This is a genomic window from Variovorax sp. RKNM96, from assembly GCF_017161115.1.
Taxonomy (GTDB): Bacteria; Pseudomonadota; Gammaproteobacteria; order Burkholderiales; family Burkholderiaceae_C; genus Variovorax.
The window spans coordinates 3,035,959-3,057,251 of the sequence record NZ_CP046508.1 but is presented as its reverse complement, the minus strand read 5'-3'; the positions used below and the strand labels follow the sequence as shown (position 1 = coordinate 3,057,251).

The window sequence follows — 21,293 nt, the reverse complement described above, 5'->3', positions numbered from 1 at the left end:
CCATCAGCCCTGCTCCGCTTCGTTGTCGTGGGCCACGCCCAGGTAGGCGTCGATCACCACCGGATCGCTGCGCACCTCGGCCGGCGTGCCGTCGGCGATCTTGATGCCGTGGTCGAGCACGGCCACGCGATCCGACAGGCCCAGCACCACGCCGATGTCATGCTCGATCAGGAGGATGGTGGTGCCGAATTCGTCGCGCGCGGCGCGCACGAAGTGCACCAGCTCGCTTTTCTCGGTGACGGTCATGCCGGCCATCGGCTCGTCGAGCAGCAGCAGTTGCGGCGCCGCGACCAGCGCACGCGCCAGCTCGACACGCTTCTGCAGCCCATAGGCCAGCGTGCCGGCCAGCCGCTCGCTCACGGCGCCCAGCCCGAGAAAACCGATGATCGCGTCGGCCCGCGCGCGCGCATCTTCGCGTTCACGCCGTGCGCGGCCGAGGCCAATGAGTTGTTCGATGAAGGTGGAGCGCGCCGCATCGACGCGGCCCAGCACGATGTTGTCGCGCACGCTCAGGCCCTTGAAGAGCGCGAGGTTCTGGAAGGTGCGCGCGATGCCCAGCCGGGCCAGCCGCGCCGTCGGCACATGGCCGAAGCTGCGCCCACCGATCCACACGCGCCCGCGGTCGGGTCGGTACAGCCCGCTGATGACATTGACCAGCGAACTCTTGCCCGCGCCGTTCGGGCCGATGACGGCGCGGATCTCTCCCTTGGCGATCGACAGGTCCACGCCCGACAGCGCGGTGACGCCGCCGAAGGACAGGTCGATGCCTTCCAGCCGCAGCACGGCCGACGTGCCCGTGTCTTCTCCGGCCGGTGCCGCGCGTCCCGCCGGCATGAAGGCCACCGGATCGACACCGAGCGAGACCGGCCCCGCCTCGAAGAAAAGATCGGGCATCGCGAGGCTCACGCCACGGCTTCCAGCGCCGGCTTGCTGTGCTTGCCGGCATTCGCGCCCTGCTCGGCTTCGAGCTTGCGCACCAGCGGCAGCACCTTCTCGCCGAAATACTCCACCTCTTCGATGAAGTGCAGGAAGCCGGTGAGGATCAGGTCCACGCCGATGGCCTTGAGCGCCACGATGCGTTCGGCAATCTGTTGCGGCGTGCCGATGAGGTTGGTGCGGAAGCCGTCGTTGTATTGCACGAGGTCTTCGAAGGTGGACTTGGCCCAGTTGCCCTCGCCCTCGGGCGACGACTTGCCGGCCTGCTTGGCTGCATCGCCGAAGGCATGCACCGCCTCGACGTGGGCGTGCTTGATGATGTCGGCCAGCACCGCCTTGGCTTCTTCCTCGGTGTCGCGGGCGATGACGAACGCGTTCACGCCGATGCGCACCGTGTGCCCGTTCTGCGCGGCCTTGGCCTGGATGTCGTCGATCTGCAGCTTCAGGCCCTCGGGCGTGTTGCCGTTGGTGAAGTACCAATCCGACACGCTGGCCGCGTTGTCGCGCGCGGCGCGCGAGCTGCCGCCCTGGAAGATTTCGGGGTGCGGCTTCTGCACCGGCTTCGGGCTCAGCGTGTAGTCGCTGAAGCGGTAGAAATCGCCCTTGAAGGTGAAGTTGTCCTGCGTCCAGATGCCCTTGAGCGCGCGGATGAATTCGTTGGAGCGGCGGTAGCGCTCATCGTGCTCCAGCCACGGCTCGCCGATGGCCTGGAACTCGCCCTTGAACCAGCCGCTCACCACGTTGATGCCGATGCGGCCGTTGGAGATGTGGTCGATGGTGGCGATCTGCTTGGCCACCACGGCCGGGTTCCACGGGCCCGGCAGGATCGCAGCCAACACCTTGAGCTTGGTGGTCGCATGCAGCAGCGCCTGGCTGAACGACACCGACTCATGCTGGTACTCCGCGCCATAGCCCGCGGTGAAGCGGATCTGGCTCAGCGCATATTCGAAGCCGGCCTTCTCGGCCGCGAGCGCGAGGCGCTGGTTGTATTCGAGGCTCCAGTCGGTGCGCTGCTCGATCGTGCTGACCACGAGACCGCCGCTGACGTTGGGCACCCAGTAGGCGAACTTGACGGGGGCGGTGGTGGAAGGCGTTTGGCTCATGGCAAGGCTCTCTCTGTAAAGGTCGAATGGGCTTCAGGCGGCCAGCGCCACGGGCGCGGGCTTGCGGATGACGGGTGCAGCGGCGGGCGAGGCATCGCGCAGTTGCGGCACGGCGCGCGCCACGGCCAGCGCGATGCGTTCGCGCAGGGCCGGGTTGGCGATCTCGTAGCCCTCGAAGTCCTTCTCCACCGCGTAGACGCCGATGGGCAGCGTGCGCGCCTGGAAGAAGCTGAAGAGCGGGCGCAGCTGGTGGTCGATGACCAGTGCATGCCGATCGCTGCCGCCGGTGGCCGCGAGCAGCACGGGCTTGTCGGTCAGTGCTTCGTGATGAACGAAGTCGAACAGGTGCTTGAAGAGCCCCGTATACGAGCCGCGATACACCGGGCTCGCCACCAGCAGCAGGTCGGCGGACTCGATGGCCGCGATGCTCTCTTCGACCGCCGCGGGCAACTGGTTGCGATAGAGCACGCCGGCGAACTGCGGGCCGATCTCGCCGAGCGAGATCACGCGTGCGTCGATGGCGACCTCGTTGCCGAGCGCGGCCAGCAGTTGATCGACCAGCACCAGCGTGCGCGAGGGACGTTGCAGGCTGCCGGAGACGGCAACGACTTTCAGTTTTCGACTCATGTTGATATGACCTCTGTTTGGAAGCTGCGACCCATTCGCGGCGCACTGGATATAAGCGAATGGCGTGCCATCATCTTTTTCCTTATGAATCAACGAGTTAGAACGAAATGGCTGCCCGCTCGCATGCTGAATCGGCAGCAGGCTGCGGGTGGGTTGCTGATGGGCCAGCAGCTCTGCCGTCATAGTTGTTCGAAGCAGATCGGTATGCAGCCACCGAATGAACGCCTGGCAGCAAACCGATGCGAAAACTGTTTCCCCTGCAGCAGCGCGAGGTGCCCACCTGAAAGCACAACGGGCCTGCAACGCGAGGTCGCAGGCCCGTTGCATCGGACGCGGAAGTTCAGGAATAGAAACTGGGTTGCGGCACGCGCGCATTGAGCGCCCAGTCGCCGAGCTCGCGCAGCTTGTAGTCGACCGGATCGTGCAGCGTGTGCACGCGCAGGTTGCGCCAGTAGCGGTCCAGCCGCAGCGCCGCGGTGGTGGCGCGTGCGCCCGTCACTTCGAACATGCGATGCGCCACCTCGAGGCTCGCGCGCGTGCTCGCGACCTTGGATGCGGCCACGGTGACGGCCACCTGTCCGCGCTCGTGCTCGTCGAGCGAAGTGCCGCGCAGCCACGCCTGGTCGAAGGCCGCGGCCGCCTGGTCGAGCAGCACGCGGGCGCCGTGGAGCGCGAGCCAGAAATCGCCGTAGTGCGTGAGCACATAGGGGTCTTCGTTCGCGGACGAGGCCGTCGAGAACAGCCAGGGGCGGCCTTGCTGCAGCGTGAAGGACTTCGCCTCTTCGAGCGCGCCCTCGCCCAGCCCAAGGTAGATGTTCGCGAGGATCAATTGCGCCAGCAGCGGACGCAGGCAGGCGAACGGCGTCGAGAGCGGGCCGGGGTCGAGCAGCAGTTCACCCACGTCGACCCGCACGTTGTCGAACAGCACGCTGCCGCTGTCGGTCTGGCGCTGGCCCATGTTGTCCCAGTCGCCCTGCACCGCGATGCCCGCGCGCTGCGTGGGCACGACGCCGATCAGCAGCCGGTCGTTCGCATCGAGGGCAGACGCGAGCAGCATGTCGGAGTCGCTCGCGCCCGAGCAGAAGCTCTTGCGGCCGGAGAACACGTAGCCGCCATCGACCGCTTCCGCGCGCGTGGACTTGTCCAGCGGGTTCAGCGCATTGCCCCAGAACCAGCGCTGCGCGCGGGTCTGCTCGATCCACGGCTGCCACTGCGCGCGCTGCGCGAAGAGCTGCGTGGTCGCGAGCAGCAGGTGATGGAAAGCGAACAGGTGCGCCACCGAGCTGTCGACGCGCGCAAAGCCGCGCACCACATCGAGCGTCTGCTGCCAGCTCGCGCCGAGGCCGCCGAACTCGGCCGGCACGCTGAGCATCAGCAGGCCGCTGCCCCGCAGCAGATCGCGCTCGGCCTTGGGCGTGCCGCCGCGCTGGTCTCGTTCGAGAGCGGTCTCTGCCAGTGCCTCCGTGATGCGCTGTACCGTGGCATGCCAGGGCACGACTTTGTCGCCGGCCTCCGCGGAGAAATGCTTCATGCAGCAGCCTTCTCGCGCACTGTGACCGTCGACGAAGGCGGCACGATGTCGTTGGCAATGACTTCGCCAAAAGGCCCGGTGATGTTCGCCTGCCCCGCCGGGCGCACATGGTCGAGCGGCAGCAACGGGAACAGCAGTTCGGCCACGCGGTATGCCTCTTCCAGATGCGGATAGCCCGAGAAGATGAAGGTCTCCACGCCGAGCGCCGCGTATTCCTTGATGCGCGCCGCCACCTCCTCGGGGCTGCCCACGAGCGCCGTGCCCGCGCCGCCGCGCACCAGGCCCACGCCGGCCCACAGGTTGGGCGACACCTCGAGCTTGTCGCGCCGCCCGCCATGCAGCGCGGCCATGCGCTGCTGCCCCACCGAGTCGAAGCGCGAGAAGGCTTTCTGCGCGGCGGCGATGGTGTCGTCGGTCACATAGGAGATGAGTTCGTCCGCCGCGCGCCATGCCGCCTCGCTGGTCTCGCGCACGATCACATGCAGCCGGATGCCGAAGCGCAGCGTGCGGCCATGTTTCGCTGCGGCGGCGCGCGCCTTCGCGATCTTGTCGGCCACGTCCGCTGGCGGCTCGCCCCAGGTGAGGTACACGTCGACCTGCTCGCCTGCAAGTTCGATGGCCGCGTCCGACGAGCCGCCGAACCACAACGGCGGGTACGGCTTCTGCACCGGCGGATAGAGCGTCTTTGCGTTCTCCACGCGCAGGTGCTTGCCCGAGAAGTTGACCGTCTCGCCAGCGGCCACGCCGCGCCAGATGCGCAGGAATTCGTCCGTCACCTCATAGCGCTCGGCATGCGTGAGGAAGCTGCCGTCGCCATGCTGCTCGTCGGGATCGCCGCCGGTCACCACGTTGATGAGCAGGCGGCCGTCGGAAAAGCGATCGAGCGTTGCAGCCTGCCGCGCCGAGACCGTCGGCGAAATGATGCCGGGGCGGATCGCGACCAGGAACTTGAGCCGCTCGGTCTGCGCCGCGAGCGACGAGGCGACCACCCACGAGTCTTCGCACGAGCGCCCGGTAGGGATCAGCACGCCTTCGTAGCCCAGTTCGTCGGCGGCCTGCGCCACCTGCCGCAGGTATCGATGGCTCACCGTGCGCGCGCCGCGCGAGGTGCCGAGGTAGCGGCTGTCGCCGTGCGTGGGGAGGAACCAGAAAAGTTGCATGCGGCAGTTCAGCAGTTAGCGTGCCAGTCGCCCTGCCTGCAAGAACGCGCCAAAGCGCGCGATTTCTGCTGCTGGAGCAGCAGCCGAGCACCACATCTGCTGCACGCGGCGCATCGGTCCGCGCGTGCTGCTGCCATGGAAGCAAAGCAAGGATCGATATACGGATCGCATCGTTGGTCGGCCACTGCTTCGCCGCGAACATGCTGCTGGCGCAGCAACCGTGCTGCCTGCCGATCACCAAGGACTTGTGTGTGAGTTCCGTTCTTTCCATTCCGGTTGCTGATGAATCTCCACGCGACACCGCACGCGATCTCATGCAGCGCTTCGCGGCCACCGCGGTCGAGCGCGACGAGCGCGGCGGCACGCCAAAGGCCGAGCGCGATGCCCTGCGCGAAAGCGGCCTGCTGGCCCTGAGCATTCCGCACGAGTTCGGCGGCGGCGGCGCGGACTGGCGCGAGACGCTCGATGTCGTGCGCCTGCTCGCACAGGCCGACAGCTCGATCGCGCATGTCTTCGGTTTCCATCACCTCATGCTGGCCACGGTGCGCCTGTTCGCACGGCCCGCGCAATGGCAGCCGTGGTTCGAGCAGACCGCGCGCCGACGCTGGTTCTGGGGCAACGCGCTCAACCCGCTGGACGACCGCACGGTGGCGAGCGCACGCGAGGGCTGGCGCGAGTTCACTGGGCAGAAGAGCTTCTGCTCGGGCGCACTCGACTCCGAGATGCTGATCGCCTCGGCGCGCGAGGCGGGCAGCGGCGCCTTCATCGTCGCGGCGGTGCCCACCGGCCGCTCGGGCATCTTCGTCGCGCCCGACTGGAACAATATCGGCCAGCGCCAGACCGACAGCGGCAGCGTGACCTTCGAGAAGGTGCGCGTGGAGCAGCACGAGGTGCTGGCCGACCCGGGGCCGCTGTCGACGCCTTTCGCATGTCTTCGGCCGCTGGTGTCGCAGCTCGTGCTGGCCAACATCTACCTGGGCATCGCCGAGGCGGCCTTCAACGATGCGCGGCACTACACGCTGCACGAGTCGCGCCCATGGCATGCGGCCCATGTGGCGCAGATGCATGAAGACCCTTACGTGCTCGGCCACTACGGCGACTTCTGGGTCGGCCTGGAGAGCGTGCGGGTGCTGGCCGACCGCGCGGCCGACCGGCTCGATGCAGCCTGGCGGCGCGGCCCCGCGCTGACCGAGACCGAGCGCGGCGACGTCGCGGTGGCCGTGGCCACCGCGAAGGTCGCGGCGACGAACACGGGGCTGGACATCTGTACGCGCATGTTCGACGTGGCCGGCGCGCGCGCCACCCACGGCGGCCTGCGCCTGGACCGCCACTGGCGCAACCTGCGCACCCAGACCCTGCACGACCCGGTGGCCTACAAGCTGCGCGAGATCGGCGAATGGGCCCTCAAGCAGCAATTCCCCGTACCGACTTTCTACTCATGACCGCCTATACCCGCCCTCTCGCTGTGCTGCCGCCGGCCGATGCCTCCCCCGCATCGGACGAGGACTGGGATGCGCCTCCCCTGTCCACCCTTCTCACGCTCCCCAACCCGCGCAAGCTCACCACCTCGATCCGCGCCACCGCGCAGGTGTTCCAGGACCCGCGCTCGGCCGCGCTGCTCGAGCGCATCCGCATGGTGGCACCCAGCGACGCCAACGTGCTCATCATCGGCGAGACCGGCACGGGCAAGGAATTGATCGCACGGCATGTGCACGACCTCAGCCGCCGCAGCGGCAAGCCCTTCGTGGCGGTGAACTGCGGCGCCTTTTCGGAAAGCCTGGTCGAGAGCGAGCTCTTCGGCCACGAGAAAGGCGCGTTCACCGGCGCGTTCTCGGCCAAGACGGGCTGGTTCGAGGCCGCCAACGGCGGCACGCTGTTCCTGGACGAAATCGGCGACCTGCCGCTGTCGATCCAGGTCAAGCTCCTGCGCGTGCTGCAGGAGCGCGAGGTGGTGCGCCTGGGTTCGCGCAAGAGCGTGCCGATCGACGTGCGCGTGGTGGCCGCGACCAATGTGCGGCTGCAGGACGCGGTGGCCGCCGGCCACTTCCGTGAAGACCTGTTCTACCGGCTGCACGTGGTGCACCTTGCGCTCCCCACATTGCGCGAGCGACCCGGCGACATTCTTCCGCTGGCGCGGCATTTCATCGAGGAGTACCGCCAGCGGCTGGGCTACGGCGCGGTGCGCCTCGACGCGAGCGCCGAGCAGAAGCTCTCCGAGCACGGCTGGCCCGGCAACATCCGCGAGCTGGAGAACGTGATCCACCACGCGCTCCTGATCTGCCAGCACGGCGTGCTGGGCGCGGAGCACCTGCACCTGTCCTCGCTGAACATCCAGAGGCGTCCGGTCGAGAGCGAGGCTCCTGTTGCGCACGCCACGCCGCAGCAGGCGCTGGAGACGGTGCTGCGCGATTTGTTCAACGAGCCTCATGAGCAGATGTTCGAACTGATCGAAGACACCGTGATGCGCACCGCCTTCGAGTTCTGCCACCGCAACCAGGTACAGGCGGCCAGGCTGCTGGGGATCAGCCGGAACATCCTGCGCTCCAGGCTCATCAAGAGTCGGGAGATTTCGGCGTTGAAATAGCGTGTGGAAGACGCCTCGCCCGATCAGCTCTTCGGACCCACCGCGAGCCAGCGCTCGAAGGATTTTCTTGGGCTGGTCGAAGACTGATTGCCGTACGCAGCATGACTGGTAGGTCCCTGCTGTGAAGGAAATTAAAAGACCGTCGGCCTGCGCGCGTTGACTTGTCCACAGTCAACGCGACTTCCCCAGGTCTTGCCTTGCACCGGGTGACACAAGCCTGTCACCACCCATCAACGGTCCATGTGTTTGGTGCGTATCAGGCACCACTGTGCGTCCGTTCACGGGCCTACCGGCGCGTGCACCCCCTCCCTACGATCAACGGCATGCGGCCTTCTGCCGTGATCCGGGCCCGACAACCCTTCGGTGTTGAACGGCAACTTGCTGCCAGTCGCCTGGCAGGTTAGGCCCGCGCAATCGGGCCGCCCTTTTGGAGATTCCGCCATGTCCCCCACAGATGACACCTTGCAACCCACGAGCGAGAAGCCTAAAGATCCGGTGCCCTCGCGTTACGCGCTGCGCATCGGCGATATCGACGCGCTGGTGGTCAGCGACGGCGTGCTGCCGCTGCCCACCTCGACGATGGCCACCAACGCCGACCCGGCAGACCTGGCAAGCTGGCTGGACCAGATGTTCATGCCGCCCGACAAGTACGACTGGCCGCTGAACGTGATGGTGGCCCGCAGCGGCGACCAGACCATCCTCATCGACGCGGGGCTGGGCGGCCAGTTCCCGGGCTTCCCGCGCGCGGGGCAGTTTCCCCAGCGCTTGGCCGCGGCCGGCATTGAGCTCGAATCCGTGACCGACGTGATCATCACCCACATGCACATGGACCACGTGGGCGGGTTGCTCGTTCCCGGTATCAAGGAACGCCTGCGCCCCGACGTGCGCATCCACGTGGCCAAGGCCGAAGTCGATTTCTGGATCTCGCCCGACTTCTCCCAGACGGTGATGCCGAAACCCGTGCCGGAGGTGCTCCGCTCGACCGCCAAGAGCTTCTACAACGAATACCGTGACCAGCTGCAGATCTTCGAGGAGCGACGCGAGGTGGCGCCAGGTGTGGTGGTCCGTCTCACCGGCGGCCACACCCCGGGGCACAGCGTGGTCGACCTCGTGTCGGGCGGCGAGCGCCTGATGTTCGCCGGCGATGCCATGTTCCCGGTCGCATTCGACCACCCCGACTGGCACAACGGTTTCGAGCACGACCCCGAGAAAGCGACCGACGTTCGCATCGGCCTTTTCCGCGAACTGGCGCAGACCCGCGGATTGCTGGTGGCCGCCCACCTGCCTTTCCCCTCCATCGGCCGGGTGGCGATCGACGGCGAGATCTTTCGCTGGGTTCCGATCATCTGGGACTACTGAACGCAGTCTGCGACGCCCGAGCAGGCCGCGGGCCTTCTCGGGCGCCGCATCGTCGATGCCAATTTTTCTTTCTCTCGCAGTCTTCGCAAACGGGTACCTCAGCCGCACTGAGGTCGGAGCCACACATGACCCATCGCCTCAACTACATCAAGCAATCGCCCGAACTCTTCAAGAAGCTGATTGAGTTCAGCACGCTCGTGGACAACGGCACCATCGAGCAAACGATTCGAGACCTGGTCACGATCCGCGCGTCGCAGATCAACGGCTGCGCGTTCTGCCTCGACATGCACATCAAGGAAGCCAAGATCCATGGCGAGCGCGAACTGCGCATTCACCACTTGGCTGCATGGCGTGAATCGACGCTGTTCGTTCCCCGCGAGCGCGCAGCCCTGGCCTGGACCGAAGTGCTGACCAGGCTGCCCGAGCAAGGCGTGCCCGACGACATCTACGAGCGCGTGCGCACGCAACTGTCGGAAAAGGAACTCTCGGACCTGACCTTCAGCGTCATGGCCATCAATGCATGGAACCGAGTGAACGTCGCGTTCCAGACCGTGCCCGGATCGTCCGACAAGGCCTTCGGCCTGGACAAGGCGAACCTCTCCTAAAGCCCTCGCGGCAAGCGACACCGCCTCTGGCGGTGTCTGCGCCTGCTTGCTGTTTCCACACAGTGGCGCGGCCTTCTTCGCGTCCGGTTGCGACGACGACTTGGGAGCGCAGCCCTCCCTCGCCATTGGTGGCTGCGCCTGCGCCTCGCAGATCCAGCGCCCGACTCTCCTTTGCTTCGAGTTCTTTCTCGCCGTGTTGCGGGTGGCGCAGCCGTGCGTTTCCGGAGCGCGCTGTCGATCGAACTGAAGTGGTGTTGCGCCGGCATTGATGCCGTTGGCTCACTGCGGCGTTTCGCTCGGCAGGGCTACCGCATCGACCTGCCGAAACCTAGATTTGGCAGCGATGGATGCATGCCGCACGAACTCCTTTTCCTCATCGCACGAACTTTGCCCCTCGAAGAAAGACCTCCATGTCCCTGAATGACCGAGAGCCGCCTGCGCGGCGTCTCTTCCTGCGCCAGATCGGCGGCGCTTCCAGCGTCGCAGCGCTCGCGGCGCCCGCACTGCTGGGCGGCCTCGCCAGCCCCCTCGCCTCGGCGCAGGACGCCGCAGCCCGCCCCACCGGCAATGCCCCCTCTTCGGCGTACCTGTCGCTGGGCCCGCAGGAGGCCGCCTGCGTCGAGGCCCTCGTCAACGTGATGTGCCCGGCCGATGCAATGACACCGAACGGGGTCGATTGCGGCTTGCATCTGTACATCGATCGCCAGCTGGCCGGCGGCTGGGGGCGCGGCGACCAGCTCTACCGGCAGGGCCCCTGGCGCCCCGGCAAGCCGCAACACGGCTACCAGTCGCCCCTCTCCCCGAGCAGCACTTCAAGGCTGGCCTCGCGGTGCTGCGTCGCGAAGCCCAGCAACGTACGGGCAAGGCCATCGAGCAGTTCGAAGCCGCCCCGCTCGACGCCCTGCTGCAAGAGGTCGCTGCCGGTCGCATGGACGACGAACGCTATGCGCTCGGTGCGTGGTTCAACGACTTTTTCTATCCGCTGTTCGTTCAGGCTTGCTTTGCCGACCCGATGTACGGCGGCAACCGCGACAAGGCCTTCTGGCGCGCCATGGGCTTCCCCGGCCTTCCCGCCTTTCACGGGCGCAACGTGGTCCAGTTCCGCGGCCTGCCCTTCCCCGGCGCGGCCAAGCCGCAATCGATCGAGGACTTCAGCTGAAGGCCCCCACCCATCCATCCCCATGACTCACAAACTTCCCAAACGCGCCGTCGTCTTCGTCGGCGGCGGCCTCACCGCGGGCCTGGCGGCGCGGCAGATGATGAACTCCGGCATCGACGTGCTGGTGCTCGAGCGCGGTGGCGATCTCGCCGGCAGTGCTGCCGCCACGCTGCCCAACCAACGCGACGAGCTGCGCTGGGGCGTGCGCAACGGCCTGGTGCAGAACTGGGCGAACGAGACGTACACCCTGCGTCATGCCACCAGCGAGAGCGCCTTGCCCGTGCGCCGCATGGAAGCCTTCCTCCCCGGCGAAGGCATGGGCGGCGCGGCGAACCACTGGAACGGCCAGACCTGGCGTTGGGCCGAATACGACCCGGCCTTGCGCACACGCCTCGAATCCCGTTACGGCAAAGCCGCGATTCCGCGCGAGATGACGGTGCAGGACTGGGGCATCAGCTACGCCGAGATGGAGCCGTACCACGACTTGTTCGAGCAGCTCTTCGGCATTGCGGGCCAGGCCGGCAATGTCGGCGGACGAGTGATCGACGGCGGCAACCCTTTCGAGGCGCCCCGACAACGCGACTTTCCGCAGCCGCCGCTCGAGATCCTCGAGTCGGGCCGCATCTTCAAGGCCGCCGCACAAAGCCTCGGCTACAAGCCATTCCCGCTGCCCGCGGCCAACTCTCCGCGCGCCTACACCAATCCCGATGGCGCGAGCCTCGCACCGTGCCAGTACTGCGGCCACTGCGAGCGCTTTCTCTGCGAGGCCAATGCCAAGGCCAGTCCGGCGGTGCTGCTGTATCCCTTGCTGCAGAAGCAGCGCAATTTCGAGATTCGACTTCACTCGCAGGTGACCGGGCTCGTCTACGACAAGCACGCCAAGCGCGTGACGGCCGTGCAGTTCATCGATCTGCAGACCGCACAAACGTACGAGCAGCCGGCCGATGTCGTTGTGCTGTCCGGCTTCACCATGACCAACACCAAGCTGCTGCTCACGAGCGGCATCGGCCGCCCTTATGACCCGAAGACGGGCAAGGGCGTGGTTGGCAAGAACTTCTGCTACCAGGTGATGTCGTCGGTACCGGTGTTCTTCAAGGACCGCTTCATCAATCCGTTCATGGCCTCGGGCGCCTCGCAGATGGTGGTGGACGAGTTCAACGGCGACAACTTCGACCATGCAGGGCTCGGCTTCTTCGGCGGCGGCTATATCTACTCGAACGTGACGAATGGCCGGCCCATCAATGCCCGGCTCCATCCGGCCGGAACGCCGCGCTGGGGATCGGCGTGGAAGCAGGCCAACGCCGACTGGTACGCGCACGCCTTCAACGTCGCGGTGCACGGCAGCAACTACCCGCACAGTCAGAACTACCTCGACCTCGATCCGACGTACCGCGATGCCTACGGTTCGCCGCTGTTGCGCATGACCTTCAACTTTCACGAAAACGACCACAGGATGAGCGAGTACGTCACGAACAAGGCCGCTGGCATTGCGCGCGCCATGGGTGCCACGACGGTCGGCGCGCCCCAACCCCGGCGAGGCGACTTCGATGCGCGCCAGTACCAGACAACGCACACCACGGGCGGAACGATCATGGGCGCCGATCCGGCAACGAGCGTGGTGTCGCCGCGGCTTCAGCACTGGGATGCGCCGAACCTCTTCGTGGTCGGCGCGTCGGTCTATGCGCACAACGCGGGATACAACCCCACGGGTCCGCTCGCGGCAATGGCACTGCGCCTGGGCGATGACCTGGTGCGCTATGCAAAGCAACCGCGCATGCTTTGAGGGGACTGCAATGCGAACACTCCTTGCCACCGCCTGCGCTGCAGCTTTCGTGAACCTGGCGCATGGTCAGTCGAACGTGCAGCCGCCCAAGACGTGGACAACCTGCGCGGCATGCCATACGGCGCAAGGCGCGGCCGCCATCGGGCCGTCACTCGCCGGCGTCGTGGGCCGAAAGGCCGGCTCGTCGCCAGGGTTTGGCTACAGCCGAGCCATGAAGAACGCACAGATCATTTGGGACGACAACTCACTGGCGGCGTTCCTGAGCGATCCGCAGCAAGCCGTGCCGGGCAACCGCATGCCTTTTGCGGGCGTTCCCGATCCGGGCGAGGTTGCGGAACTCGTCAGGTACCTGAAAACGCTGCGATAGCGGGCGGCTGCCAGGCGGACCTCGAGGGGAAGCGGTGCCGAATCTCGGCGGCGGCTTCGGGCTGCATGATCCTATGACCCATGGGCAGCAGGGCCTAGCCTGATGTCGCGCAGCCTCCGGCTACGATCAAATAGATACTCGAGTTTCTGCCCATGAAAACCGTCGACCCGACCCGCATTCCCAGTCAACCACCTTGCGCCGCTCGCGGCGACGTGAGTCGGCCCGTACGCAGACCCGATCATGCAAATGCAGCCCGAGGAGCCACCTGACCTGGCGCCGGCGGAAGTCCGGTGGTACTTCGGCGTTTTCGTTCTCTGGGAGGCGCAGCGCCGACTCGAGCGGGCCGGCAAGGCCATGCGGCTCGGGCCACGCTCTTTCGATCTGCTGCTGCAACTGATCAGGCGGGCCGGCGAATTCGTGAGCAAGGACGACCTGCTCGCGGCGGTCTGGGCCGGCGTCGTGGTCGAAGAGGCCAGCGTGCGCGTCCACATGTCCACGCTTCGCAAGGCGCTGGGAGAACCGGGCGAGAGCGACGAATGCAAGGAGTGGATCTCCAACGTTCCGCTGCGCGGCTACCGCTTCAATGGGCGTGTCCGGCGCGAGGCGACCGGCATCTCGGCCAAGCCCGTGGCACCGCTGCCCGATCCCGGTTTCACTCCGCTGCCGGTTCGGTTGACTGAGCTTGTCGGTCGCGAAGCTGATGTGGCGAGCGTTTTCGAATCGCTCGAAACCCATCGGCTGGTCTCGATCGTAGGCACCGGCGGCATCGGCAAGACCCGGCTCGCGATCCACGTGGCGGAGAACCATCAGCACAGGTACGGCACCGAGATCGCCTTCATCGATCTGTCGTCGCTGATTTCCCAAGATCACGTGCTCGGCACATTGGCGCGCGCCGTGGGGGTCCCCGCCGACCTGCCCAACATCGCCGAGGCCATCACGCAGCGCCTGAAGGGGCGCGCCGTACTCCTGTTGATCGACAACTGCGAGCACATGGTGGATTCCCTGGCGCTGCCGATCGACGGCTTGCTTTCCGTGCTGCCCGGCCTGCGCATCCTCGCGACCAGCCGCGAGGCGCTTCGCGTGGCGGGCGAGTATGTCTTCCGCCTGCCGACGCTGGCGATCCCGGACACCGCGCAGATCTCGCTCACCCAGGCGCTGCACTGGCCATCCGTCGAACTGCTTGTAGAGCGGGCCAAGGCCGCGGGCGCGGGTGCGTTCGACGAATCGCATGGCCCTCTGCTGGCACAGATAGCCAGGCAGATCGACGGTATTCCCCTGGCCATCGAACTGGTGGCCGCGCGCCTGGGTGTCCAGCCGGTCGCCGATCTGGCGCGCAGGCTGGACGACCACATGCGTCTCTATGCCTTCAGCCGTGCCGCGCTCGCGCGGCACCGAACGCTGGCCGCGGCGCTGGACTGGAGCATCGCGTTGCTGAGCGATACGGAACTGCGGCTCTTTCGCTGGCTGTCGGTGTTCCGCGGCCGTTTCGATGTCGAATCCGCGCTCGGCGTGAGCGCCGGCGGCATGGACACCGAGGTCGCGTTCGACGCACTGATCTCGCTGGTCAACAAGTCGCTGGTCTTCTTCGACAGCAACGATGCCGTCGCGCCCTACCGGCTGCTGGACACGACGCGAAGCTATGCCGCCGCGCTTCTCGCGCAGAGCGATGAACGCCCGGCATTGCTGCGGCGCCATGCAGTGCTCATGCGCGACCTCATGAAGGCTGCGGCGGCCGAACTCTCGGACCTGACCGAGCAGGCCTGGGCCGACCGTTACGCGCACCGCCTGGACGACGTGCGCTTCGCGCTCGAAGTCTGCCTGACGCAGCAGCCCGACGCGAAGATGGCCGCCTCGTTGGTGACGGCCTCCGCGCCACTGTGGTTTCACCTGGCCCAAGTCGTGGAATACCGCGACCGGGTCTCCGCAGCGCTGGCGCTGGTCGACCGGCAACCCGCGCGCGACACGGAAACAGCGACCTGGCTGAACACGGCCCTGGTCAGCGCCTTGCTCCACACCGGCAGGTCCACACCGGAGCTGGGTGCCGCCGCCGACGAGGCCCTGGCCGGCGCGCTTGCCGTCAAGATCCCCGTTCTGGAACTGCAAGCCCGTTGGGGGCGGTGCACGCACGACATGTTCCGCGGCGAGTATTCAGCAGCCCTGGATCAGGCGCACGCGCTGATGACGGCCGCGCAATCCTGGTCCGACCCTGCCGCGCTCAATCTCGCTCACCGCGTGATGGCGATGGCGAACCACTTTTGCGGCCACTTCGGTGTGGCAAGGGTGCACAGCGAAGCCTCCGTGCGCGTGGGCGGCGGCCTCGGACATGCCCGGGCCAACATGGTGGGGGTCAATGCCATCGTTGCCGCGAAAGCCATGCTGAGCCGAACCCTCTGGGTGCAAGGGGAGACAGCCAGGGCCCTGGAAGAGGCCAGCGACGCGGTGGACCGAGCGCAAGCGGCCGGAAAGTCCGTCTCGCTGTGCTCCGCACTGTATGGCGCCTGCCCGGTCGCGCTGTGGGCCGGCGAGCTCGAGCTCGCCGCCGGATGGATTCACTTGATGACGGACGAAGCACAGCGCAAGGGCCTGGTGGGCTGGCTGCGCTATGCCGAGTGGTTCTCCCAGGGCCTGCAGTTGAGCATCACGCCGGATCGGGACCTCTATGTCCGTGAAGTGGCCGGCCAGCTCGCAACCTATGACGCACCCCACAGGGAGATGCTCGCCACCTTCTGCATCGACTGGATCGACGACGACCTGATCGAGCGCGTCTCGCGCGGAGAGAGTCCATGGGTCGCCGCCGAGGTCTGGCGCGCCGCCGGCTGGCGCGCGGAGCAGAACGCTGCGAGCGACGAGGCAGAGGCCTTCTACCTGCGGGCGATCGAGACCGCCAGGCAACAAGGCGCCATCGCCTGGGAACAGCGCGCTGCGCTGGCGCGGGTCCGCCGGCCGAGCGCGCAGGCGGTTCAACGCTGACACGATCTGGCGCGCAATCCTTCTAGCGTCTCCGCCGCACGCAGTTCCCAGGCGAGTGCGCCTTGCGAACGTGCAAGAGCATGGGCCTGCAGATAAAGCGCCTCGGCCTCGGCGTGGTTGCCCTGCAGCTCCATGCGCCGCCCGGCAGCACGGCAAACCTCGGCGGCGCTCCACTGCCCTTCGCCCCGCATCGCGCGCGCTACCAGGTCGTCGTCCACCCATCGGTCGCAGAAGGTGACCATCATTTCCCTGCGGGGTTCATCCATGGCCAGGACCTTCGCCGCGACGGCATCGATGTGCGCGCCGGCATCGTCGACCTCGCCGAGCTTCATTGCGTCGTCGTAGCAAAGCGCCCAGGCATGCCAGTAGGCAAAGCCCTTGGACCGGGTCTGCTGCAGCAGCGTGTCGGTCCAGGCGCGGGCAGCCTCTTGTTCGCCGGCCCAGATGGCCATGGGACAGATCCAGAAGAGCGCAACGCACAGGGACAGCGCGTGCCCCAGCGCTTCAGCCTCCTCCACGCACCGGATGGCAGTGGCCATGGCAAGACGGCTCTCTCCCTGGATCCACAGCGTCCTGGCAAGAATGGCCATCGCGGTGGTGCGCGCGTCGGGCTGGAAGGCGTTGGCATGGTTGCGCCGGATCGCGTCGTCCACGTCCGCCGCTGCTTCGGCATGCGCCCTGGCCTCGGCGAACGCGCCGCAGAAGTGACTGGCGAGCGCCAGCATCCGATGCGACAGGTTGCGCGTCACTGCGTTGGTCGAGTGGCTCGCAAACTCGCTCAGGAACTCGGCATGCCGCAACGCCGGTGTGTACGCGCCGCGCGTGATGTTCAGCGCGCAAAGGCCCCATCGCGCCTGGAATTCGAGCGTCTTCACCTTGAATTCCAGCGCGCAGGCCAGCGCCCGCTCGCACGCCTGCGTCATCTCGGGCACCGTGCCGCCGGTGTGCCACAACGCGTTGTAGAGCGCGATCTCCAGTCGTCCGGCCATCAGGCGGTCGGGGACCTTCAGCGCGTCGACCTGGTCCAGCGCCGCGCGAACGCGATCCCGGTATTCGCTGACTTCGGACAAGCGGAACCAGAGCGGCGCCGATGCGACGGTGAGCGCGCCCGCGATCGTCATGTCGTCGTGGTGTCCGATGCAGGCATCCAGAGCCGCACGAACATCGTCCAGGCAGCCGCGGTAGCGCTGCGTCCAGGCATCGGCGTCCAGCGAGGCGAGATCGGCGGTGGCAATGCCCATGAGGTCCAGCATGAAAAGGGCATGACTTTTCGATACCGAGTCTTTCTCGTCCGCCTGCACGAGCAGCGCATGCGCATAGCTGCGAGTGGTGTCGAGCAGGCGGTATGGCGAGTCCGCGGCCTGATCGGTGTCGTACACGACGAGCGATTTGCTGGCGAGGTTCAGCAGCGCGTCGGACGCCACATCCGGGTCCAGCGCACTGGCCGCCACGCTGAGCGCCGCAGCGATGCCGAAGTAAGCGCGGAACACAGACAACCTGCGAAACAGCAGCAACTCGGCGTCGCCCAGCAGGCCGATGCTCCAGTCCAGCGTCGCAGCGAGCGTGCGGTGTCTCGCCAGCGCAGCCCGCTTGTCCGTTGAATGCAGGCGCATGTGATCGTCGAGCCCGAATGCCAGCTCGCCCACGGGTTGAACTCCCAGGCGGGCCGCGACCAACTCGATCGCCAGCGGGATTCCGTCGACCTGTTGGCAGATCCTGGTCAGCGGACCGCTGCTCGCGTCATCGAATGCACCGGCGCCCGCGGCCTGGGCTCTCTCGACGAGCAACTGCACCGCCGGCGAGCGCAAGGCATGCGCCAGGGAGCCGGGCTGGGACTGCTGGACCGCCAGGGGCATCAAGCGAAAAACATGTTCGCCTGCCACGCGAAGCACCTCGCGGCTGGTTGCAAGCACCCGCAGCGCGGGCAACGCCGCGAGCAACCTGCCCAGAAGCGGCGACAGCCTCTCGATGACATGTTCGCAGTTGTCTACGAGCAGCAGCATCGCCTGGCCTTCAAGGCGCTGGACGATGGCTTCCTCGATGTCCAGCACGCCGCCTCGCACGCCAATGGCGCGCGCCATCGTCGTCAGCACGTGGTCCTGCGATGTCAGGGGCGCGAGATCGACGAAACCGAATTGGGCTTGCAGTTGTTCCCGATAGCGCGCGGCGACGCGGATTGCAACGCTGGTCTTTCCCACGCCCCCGGGCCCGGCGACGGTGACCAGCCTGCTCGCCGTAAGCATGCCAAGCACGCGCTCGATCTCCACCTCGCGCCCCACGAGACTGGAGACGCGAGCGGGCAACGCCGAGGGCGCATCCGGCAGCGATGCGTGTGCCACTTGCGCGGCGATGGCAGACGGCACGAACTCGCAGTGCACACGCCCCAGGAAGCGATAGCCGCGCAGCGGAATGTTGGCGATCCACTCCAGGCACCCGTCCTCTGCGCCGGGCGGACCCAGGGCCTTGCGCAGGATCGACATATGGACCCGGACGCTCGCCTCCTCGACCACCGTGTCCGGCCAGACCGCCGCGAGCAACTCGTCCTTGCTGATCACTTCCCCGGCGCGACCCACGAGCGCGACCAGCAGGCCGATGGCGCGCGATCCGAGCCGCACCGGCTGCCCGTCTCGCTCGAGCCTTGGCTCGGCTTCCCACAGCGCAAAGGCGCCGAAGCGCCACCGGCGAATCTCAGACACGGACCAGCCCGCGCTGCGTCGCCTTGACGGCCACTTGCACCCTCGAGCCGACGTGCAGCTTCTCGCAGATCCTGGAGACGTGCGCCTTGACGGTATTGGCGGAAATGTCTAGCTTGCGGGCGATTCCCTTGTTGCAATCGCCTTTCACCAGAAAGCGCAGCACGTCCTCTTCCCGGGCGGTGAACCCTGCGCCTGGGCTGCCGTGCCTGAAAAGCATCTTCGTGCGCTTGCAGAGATAGAGAGAGCCTCCTCGCGCCACGTGGCGAATGGCCTCCATCAGCTCGGCCGGGCTCGCCTCCTGGCGCACACAGCCGTGCACCCCGCTGGCGATCGCCTGCATGAGCTCGCCCTCATTGTCCCGTCGCATTACGACGATGACGCGCGGCACACGAAAGCCGCCTGCCGCGCCGGGCTGATCCAATGCCGGTGCCGGTGCCGATGCGAGCAGGCTCAGCGCGCAGGCGTGGTCGGCCACGATCACTTTCACGATGCCTTCGTCAGGCCCGTTCTCTGCCTGCACGTGAAAACCGGGTTCCTGGCCGATGAGCGCGACGAGGCCGGTCATGACGAGCGAATCGCCATGGCACACACGCACGTACAGATCGACGGCACCGTTCATGGCGATGCCTCCAGAAGCAATCCGCGGCGAAAAGCTTCGCCGATTGCAGCGGTCCGCGTCGGCTCTTCGAGCTTGCGCAGGATCGCCTTCACGTGCGTCTTGACGGTGCCTTCGCCGATGCCCAGGCGTCGGCCGATGTCCTTGTTGGGCAGGCCCTCCGCCATGAGTTGGAGCACTTCGAGTTCGCGGGCGGTCGGTACGGCGGCCGAGAAGTTCTCCAGCAACTGGTCGGCCACGGGGCAGGACAGGTACCTGCGGCCCTCTGCAACGCAACGCACCGCGTCCGACAGTTCCTCGGCCGAGCAATCGTGCAGAAGGTAGCCGCGCACGCCGGCGTCCACGGCTCGGCGAATCTGCCACCCGGTGCTCTGGTCCGTGACCACGAGGAAAGATTTCAGCGTGGAGCGATTCCGGTCGGATGGGACATTCGTCGCCTTGTGAACGCCGGTTGCGTAGTCCGTGACGAGCACGTCGACGGGCTCGTCGTCGCCATCGGCGCCGGGGAGGCCGGATCGAACGACGAAGTCGGCGCGGGCGCGCAACAGCGATGCGATGCCGGCGGCCACGTACGGGTCGCGGTGTGCGACCGCCACATGGATCTGCCTGGCCTGGGTCGGCGCGGTCATAGGCTCAAGTCCTTCTGGAAGTCATGGGTGGAAGTCTGTGCAGTTGGCGAACCCGTCGCCAGTTAAACGGTGTCAAGCCTTGTTAAGGGTCGGAATGCGCCAGGGCGTCTCTGGGGACGGACGCCGCCGGATTCATCGCGCCCCGGCAACGCCCGACCGCGTCGCAGAGCACGACGATGGCGCTCCCGGGCGTTGGCCGCAGCGACTCGGAGGCGGCGATCACCGCGCCGGCACCGACCGCGACCGTCACGGCCACAGCGCAGGCGATGCTCTTGAGCCATTCCAGCCAGGCGCGGCGAGGAGGCAGCGGGATCTTCATGGGCCCTCAGGGCTGTGCCGTCCTGACCGCGTCAGCGGCTTCGACGATGAGCCGGGTCACCAGCTTCGGCCGTGAGGTCATGACCACGTGCGAAGCCCCCTTGACCACGACCGTCTTCATCGACTTCGCACGCTCGGCCATGAAGGCCAGCGCGGCTGGCGGAATGTTCTTGTCGCGATCACCGTAGATGAACCACGAGGGCACGTTCTTCCAGGCGGCGGCAGGCGCAGCTTCACCCAAAGCGCCCTCGGTGATGGGGCGTTGCGACACGGCCATCAGCTGGGCAACTGCCGGCGGTACGTCTTCGGCGAATTGCTTGCCGAACTTGTCCTGCTGGATGTAGAGGTCCTTGCCGCCGTTCGGGAGGATCACCGGTGCGGCCAGCGTGGGACCGAGCGTGCTGCCGGGAAACTTGCCCGACAGATCGACCGCCGACTCGCCCACTTCCGGCGCGAACGCCGCAACGAAGACCAGCGCCTGGACATTGGGCTTTCCAACTGCCGCAGCGGAAATCACCGAACCGCCATACGAATGCCCGACCAGCACGACCGGTCCGGGGATCGAACCCACGATCGCGGCCACATAGTCCGCGTCGGACTTCACGCCGCGAAGCGGATTGGCAGCTGCGACCACGGGAAAGCTGCGCGCACGCAGGTCGCGCGCCACGTCGTTCCAGCTAGCGGATTCGGCGAACGCGCCGTGGACCAGCACAACGGTAGGCCTGCCCGGCCGTACACCCGGCGCGGCCGGGCTTGCAGGCGCCGAGAGGTGCAACGCCACGATGCCGATGGCCGCGAATGCGCGTGCGAGGATCGAAAAAATCTTCATGCTGATTTCCTTTGTTGAATG

18 protein-coding genes are annotated in these 21,293 nt (G+C 66.9%); 8 read left to right on the top strand and 10 right to left on the bottom strand.

What is annotated here, in order from left to right; translation table 11 throughout:
• Positions 1-3: 3 nt before the first annotated feature.
• The 5 genes from GNX71_RS14055 to ssuD all read right to left on the bottom strand — a co-directional run bounded on the left by GNX71_RS14055 (position 4) and on the right by ssuD (position 5,357).
• Positions 4-834 (bottom strand): ABC transporter ATP-binding protein, encoded by an 831-nt coding sequence (locus tag GNX71_RS14055; protein ID WP_206179476.1) that lies wholly within the window; start codon positions 832-834, stop codon positions 4-6.
• Positions 835-902: 68 nt separating this feature from the next.
• Positions 903-2,039, bottom strand: a complete 1,137-nt coding sequence (sfnG, locus tag GNX71_RS14050; protein WP_206178879.1) for a dimethylsulfone monooxygenase SfnG — start codon at positions 2,037-2,039, stop codon at positions 903-905.
• 33 nt (positions 2,040-2,072) lie between these two features.
• Complete coding sequence (msuE, locus tag GNX71_RS14045; protein WP_206178878.1) at positions 2,073-2,666, bottom strand: FMN reductase; 594 nt, start codon at positions 2,664-2,666, stop codon at positions 2,073-2,075.
• A 340-nt stretch (positions 2,667-3,006) separates the two neighbouring features.
• On the bottom strand, positions 3,007-4,197 hold the full coding sequence (locus GNX71_RS14040) for an acyl-CoA dehydrogenase family protein (RefSeq protein ID WP_206178877.1): 1,191 nt from the start codon (positions 4,195-4,197) through the stop codon (positions 3,007-3,009).
• Positions 4,194-5,357: an FMNH2-dependent alkanesulfonate monooxygenase gene (gene ssuD, locus GNX71_RS14035; protein ID WP_206178876.1), complete on the bottom strand. Its 1,164-nt coding sequence runs from the start codon at positions 5,355-5,357 to the stop codon at positions 4,194-4,196. Before ssuD ends, GNX71_RS14040 begins: the two co-directional genes overlap by 4 nt.
• 173 nt (positions 5,358-5,530) lie before the next feature.
• Here ssuD and GNX71_RS14030 point away from each other — a divergent pair, with 173 nt between their 5' ends.
• The 8 genes from GNX71_RS14030 (at position 5,531) to GNX71_RS13995 (ending at position 16,184) form a co-directional block, all read left to right on the top strand.
• The gene (locus tag GNX71_RS14030) at positions 5,531-6,799 is read left to right on the top strand and encodes an acyl-CoA dehydrogenase family protein (protein ID WP_206178875.1); all 1,269 of its coding nucleotides are present in this window, start codon (positions 5,531-5,533) and stop codon (positions 6,797-6,799) included.
• Positions 6,796-7,941, top strand: coding sequence for a sigma-54 dependent transcriptional regulator (locus GNX71_RS14025; protein WP_206178874.1), 1,146 nt, complete (start codon positions 6,796-6,798; stop codon positions 7,939-7,941). The genes GNX71_RS14030 and GNX71_RS14025 overlap by 4 nt, the downstream gene beginning before the upstream one ends.
• 441 nt (positions 7,942-8,382) lie before the next feature.
• Positions 8,383-9,300 (top strand): MBL fold metallo-hydrolase, encoded by a 918-nt coding sequence (locus GNX71_RS14020; RefSeq protein ID WP_206178873.1) that lies wholly within the window; start codon positions 8,383-8,385, stop codon positions 9,298-9,300.
• A 125-nt stretch (positions 9,301-9,425) separates the two neighbouring features.
• Complete coding sequence (locus GNX71_RS14015; protein ID WP_206178872.1) at positions 9,426-9,905, top strand: carboxymuconolactone decarboxylase family protein; 480 nt, start codon at positions 9,426-9,428, stop codon at positions 9,903-9,905.
• A gap of 829 nt (positions 9,906-10,734) precedes the next feature.
• A complete protein-coding gene (locus GNX71_RS33520; protein WP_241027269.1) occupies positions 10,735-11,064 on the top strand; it encodes a gluconate 2-dehydrogenase subunit 3 family protein in 330 nt (109 codons plus the stop codon).
• A gap of 22 nt (positions 11,065-11,086) precedes the next feature.
• Positions 11,087-12,847: a GMC family oxidoreductase gene (locus GNX71_RS14005; protein ID WP_206178871.1), complete on the top strand. Its 1,761-nt coding sequence runs from the start codon at positions 11,087-11,089 to the stop codon at positions 12,845-12,847.
• 10 nt (positions 12,848-12,857) lie between these two features.
• A complete protein-coding gene (locus GNX71_RS14000) occupies positions 12,858-13,214 on the top strand; it encodes a c-type cytochrome (RefSeq protein ID WP_241027268.1) in 357 nt (118 codons plus the stop codon).
• 240 nt (positions 13,215-13,454) lie between these two features.
• Complete coding sequence (locus GNX71_RS13995; protein WP_206178870.1) at positions 13,455-16,184, top strand: winged helix-turn-helix domain-containing protein; 2,730 nt, start codon at positions 13,455-13,457, stop codon at positions 16,182-16,184.
• Here GNX71_RS13995 and GNX71_RS13990 read toward each other — a convergent pair.
• The 5 genes from GNX71_RS13990 to GNX71_RS13970 form a co-directional block, all read right to left on the bottom strand.
• Entirely contained in the window at positions 16,175-18,880 is a 2,706-nt protein-coding gene (locus GNX71_RS13990; protein WP_206178869.1) for a winged helix-turn-helix domain-containing protein, read from the bottom strand. The genes GNX71_RS13995 and GNX71_RS13990 overlap by 10 nt on opposite strands.
• Complete coding sequence (locus GNX71_RS13985; protein ID WP_206178868.1) at positions 18,873-19,499, bottom strand: response regulator transcription factor; 627 nt, start codon at positions 19,497-19,499, stop codon at positions 18,873-18,875. Before GNX71_RS13985 ends, GNX71_RS13990 begins: the two co-directional genes overlap by 8 nt.
• Positions 19,496-20,125, bottom strand: a complete 630-nt coding sequence (locus GNX71_RS13980; protein WP_206178867.1) for a response regulator transcription factor — start codon at positions 20,123-20,125, stop codon at positions 19,496-19,498. The genes GNX71_RS13985 and GNX71_RS13980 overlap by 4 nt, the downstream gene beginning before the upstream one ends.
• An 82-nt stretch (positions 20,126-20,207) precedes the next feature.
• Positions 20,208-20,444 carry a hypothetical protein gene (locus GNX71_RS13975; protein ID WP_206178866.1) on the bottom strand — a complete coding sequence of 79 codons (237 nt, stop codon included), beginning with the start codon at positions 20,442-20,444 and terminating at the stop codon, positions 20,208-20,210.
• Between the two features lie 6 nt (positions 20,445-20,450).
• The gene (locus tag GNX71_RS13970; protein WP_206178865.1) at positions 20,451-21,272 is read right to left on the bottom strand and encodes an alpha/beta hydrolase; all 822 of its coding nucleotides are present in this window, start codon (positions 21,270-21,272) and stop codon (positions 20,451-20,453) included.
• Positions 21,273-21,293 lie beyond the last annotated feature (21 nt).

Coding starts and splice junctions, on each gene's coding strand:
- GNX71_RS14055 (WP_206179476.1), bottom strand. CDS start 834: ATGCCGGCGGGACGCGCGGCACCGGCCGGAGAAGACACGGGCACGTCG.
- sfnG (WP_206178879.1), bottom strand. CDS start 2,039: ATGAGCCAAACGCCTTCCACCACCGCCCCCGTCAAGTTCGCCTACTGG.
- msuE (WP_206178878.1), bottom strand. CDS start 2,666: ATGAGTCGAAAACTGAAAGTCGTTGCCGTCTCCGGCAGCCTGCAACGT.
- GNX71_RS14040 (WP_206178877.1), bottom strand. CDS start 4,197: ATGAAGCATTTCTCCGCGGAGGCCGGCGACAAAGTCGTGCCCTGGCAT.
- ssuD (WP_206178876.1), bottom strand. CDS start 5,357: ATGCAACTTTTCTGGTTCCTCCCCACGCACGGCGACAGCCGCTACCTC.
- GNX71_RS14025 (WP_206178874.1), top strand. CDS start 6,796: ATGACCGCCTATACCCGCCCTCTCGCTGTGCTGCCGCCGGCCGATGCC.
- GNX71_RS14020 (WP_206178873.1), top strand. CDS start 8,383: ATGTCCCCCACAGATGACACCTTGCAACCCACGAGCGAGAAGCCTAAA.
- GNX71_RS14015 (WP_206178872.1), top strand. CDS start 9,426: ATGACCCATCGCCTCAACTACATCAAGCAATCGCCCGAACTCTTCAAG.
- GNX71_RS14005 (WP_206178871.1), top strand. CDS start 11,087: ATGACTCACAAACTTCCCAAACGCGCCGTCGTCTTCGTCGGCGGCGGC.
- GNX71_RS14000 (WP_241027268.1), top strand. CDS start 12,858: ATGCGAACACTCCTTGCCACCGCCTGCGCTGCAGCTTTCGTGAACCTG.
- GNX71_RS13995 (WP_206178870.1), top strand. CDS start 13,455: ATGCAAATGCAGCCCGAGGAGCCACCTGACCTGGCGCCGGCGGAAGTC.
- GNX71_RS13985 (WP_206178868.1), bottom strand. CDS start 19,499: ATGAACGGTGCCGTCGATCTGTACGTGCGTGTGTGCCATGGCGATTCG.
- GNX71_RS13980 (WP_206178867.1), bottom strand. CDS start 20,125: ATGACCGCGCCGACCCAGGCCAGGCAGATCCATGTGGCGGTCGCACAC.
- GNX71_RS13975 (WP_206178866.1), bottom strand. CDS start 20,444: ATGAAGATCCCGCTGCCTCCTCGCCGCGCCTGGCTGGAATGGCTCAAG.
- GNX71_RS13970 (WP_206178865.1), bottom strand. CDS start 21,272: ATGAAGATTTTTTCGATCCTCGCACGCGCATTCGCGGCCATCGGCATC.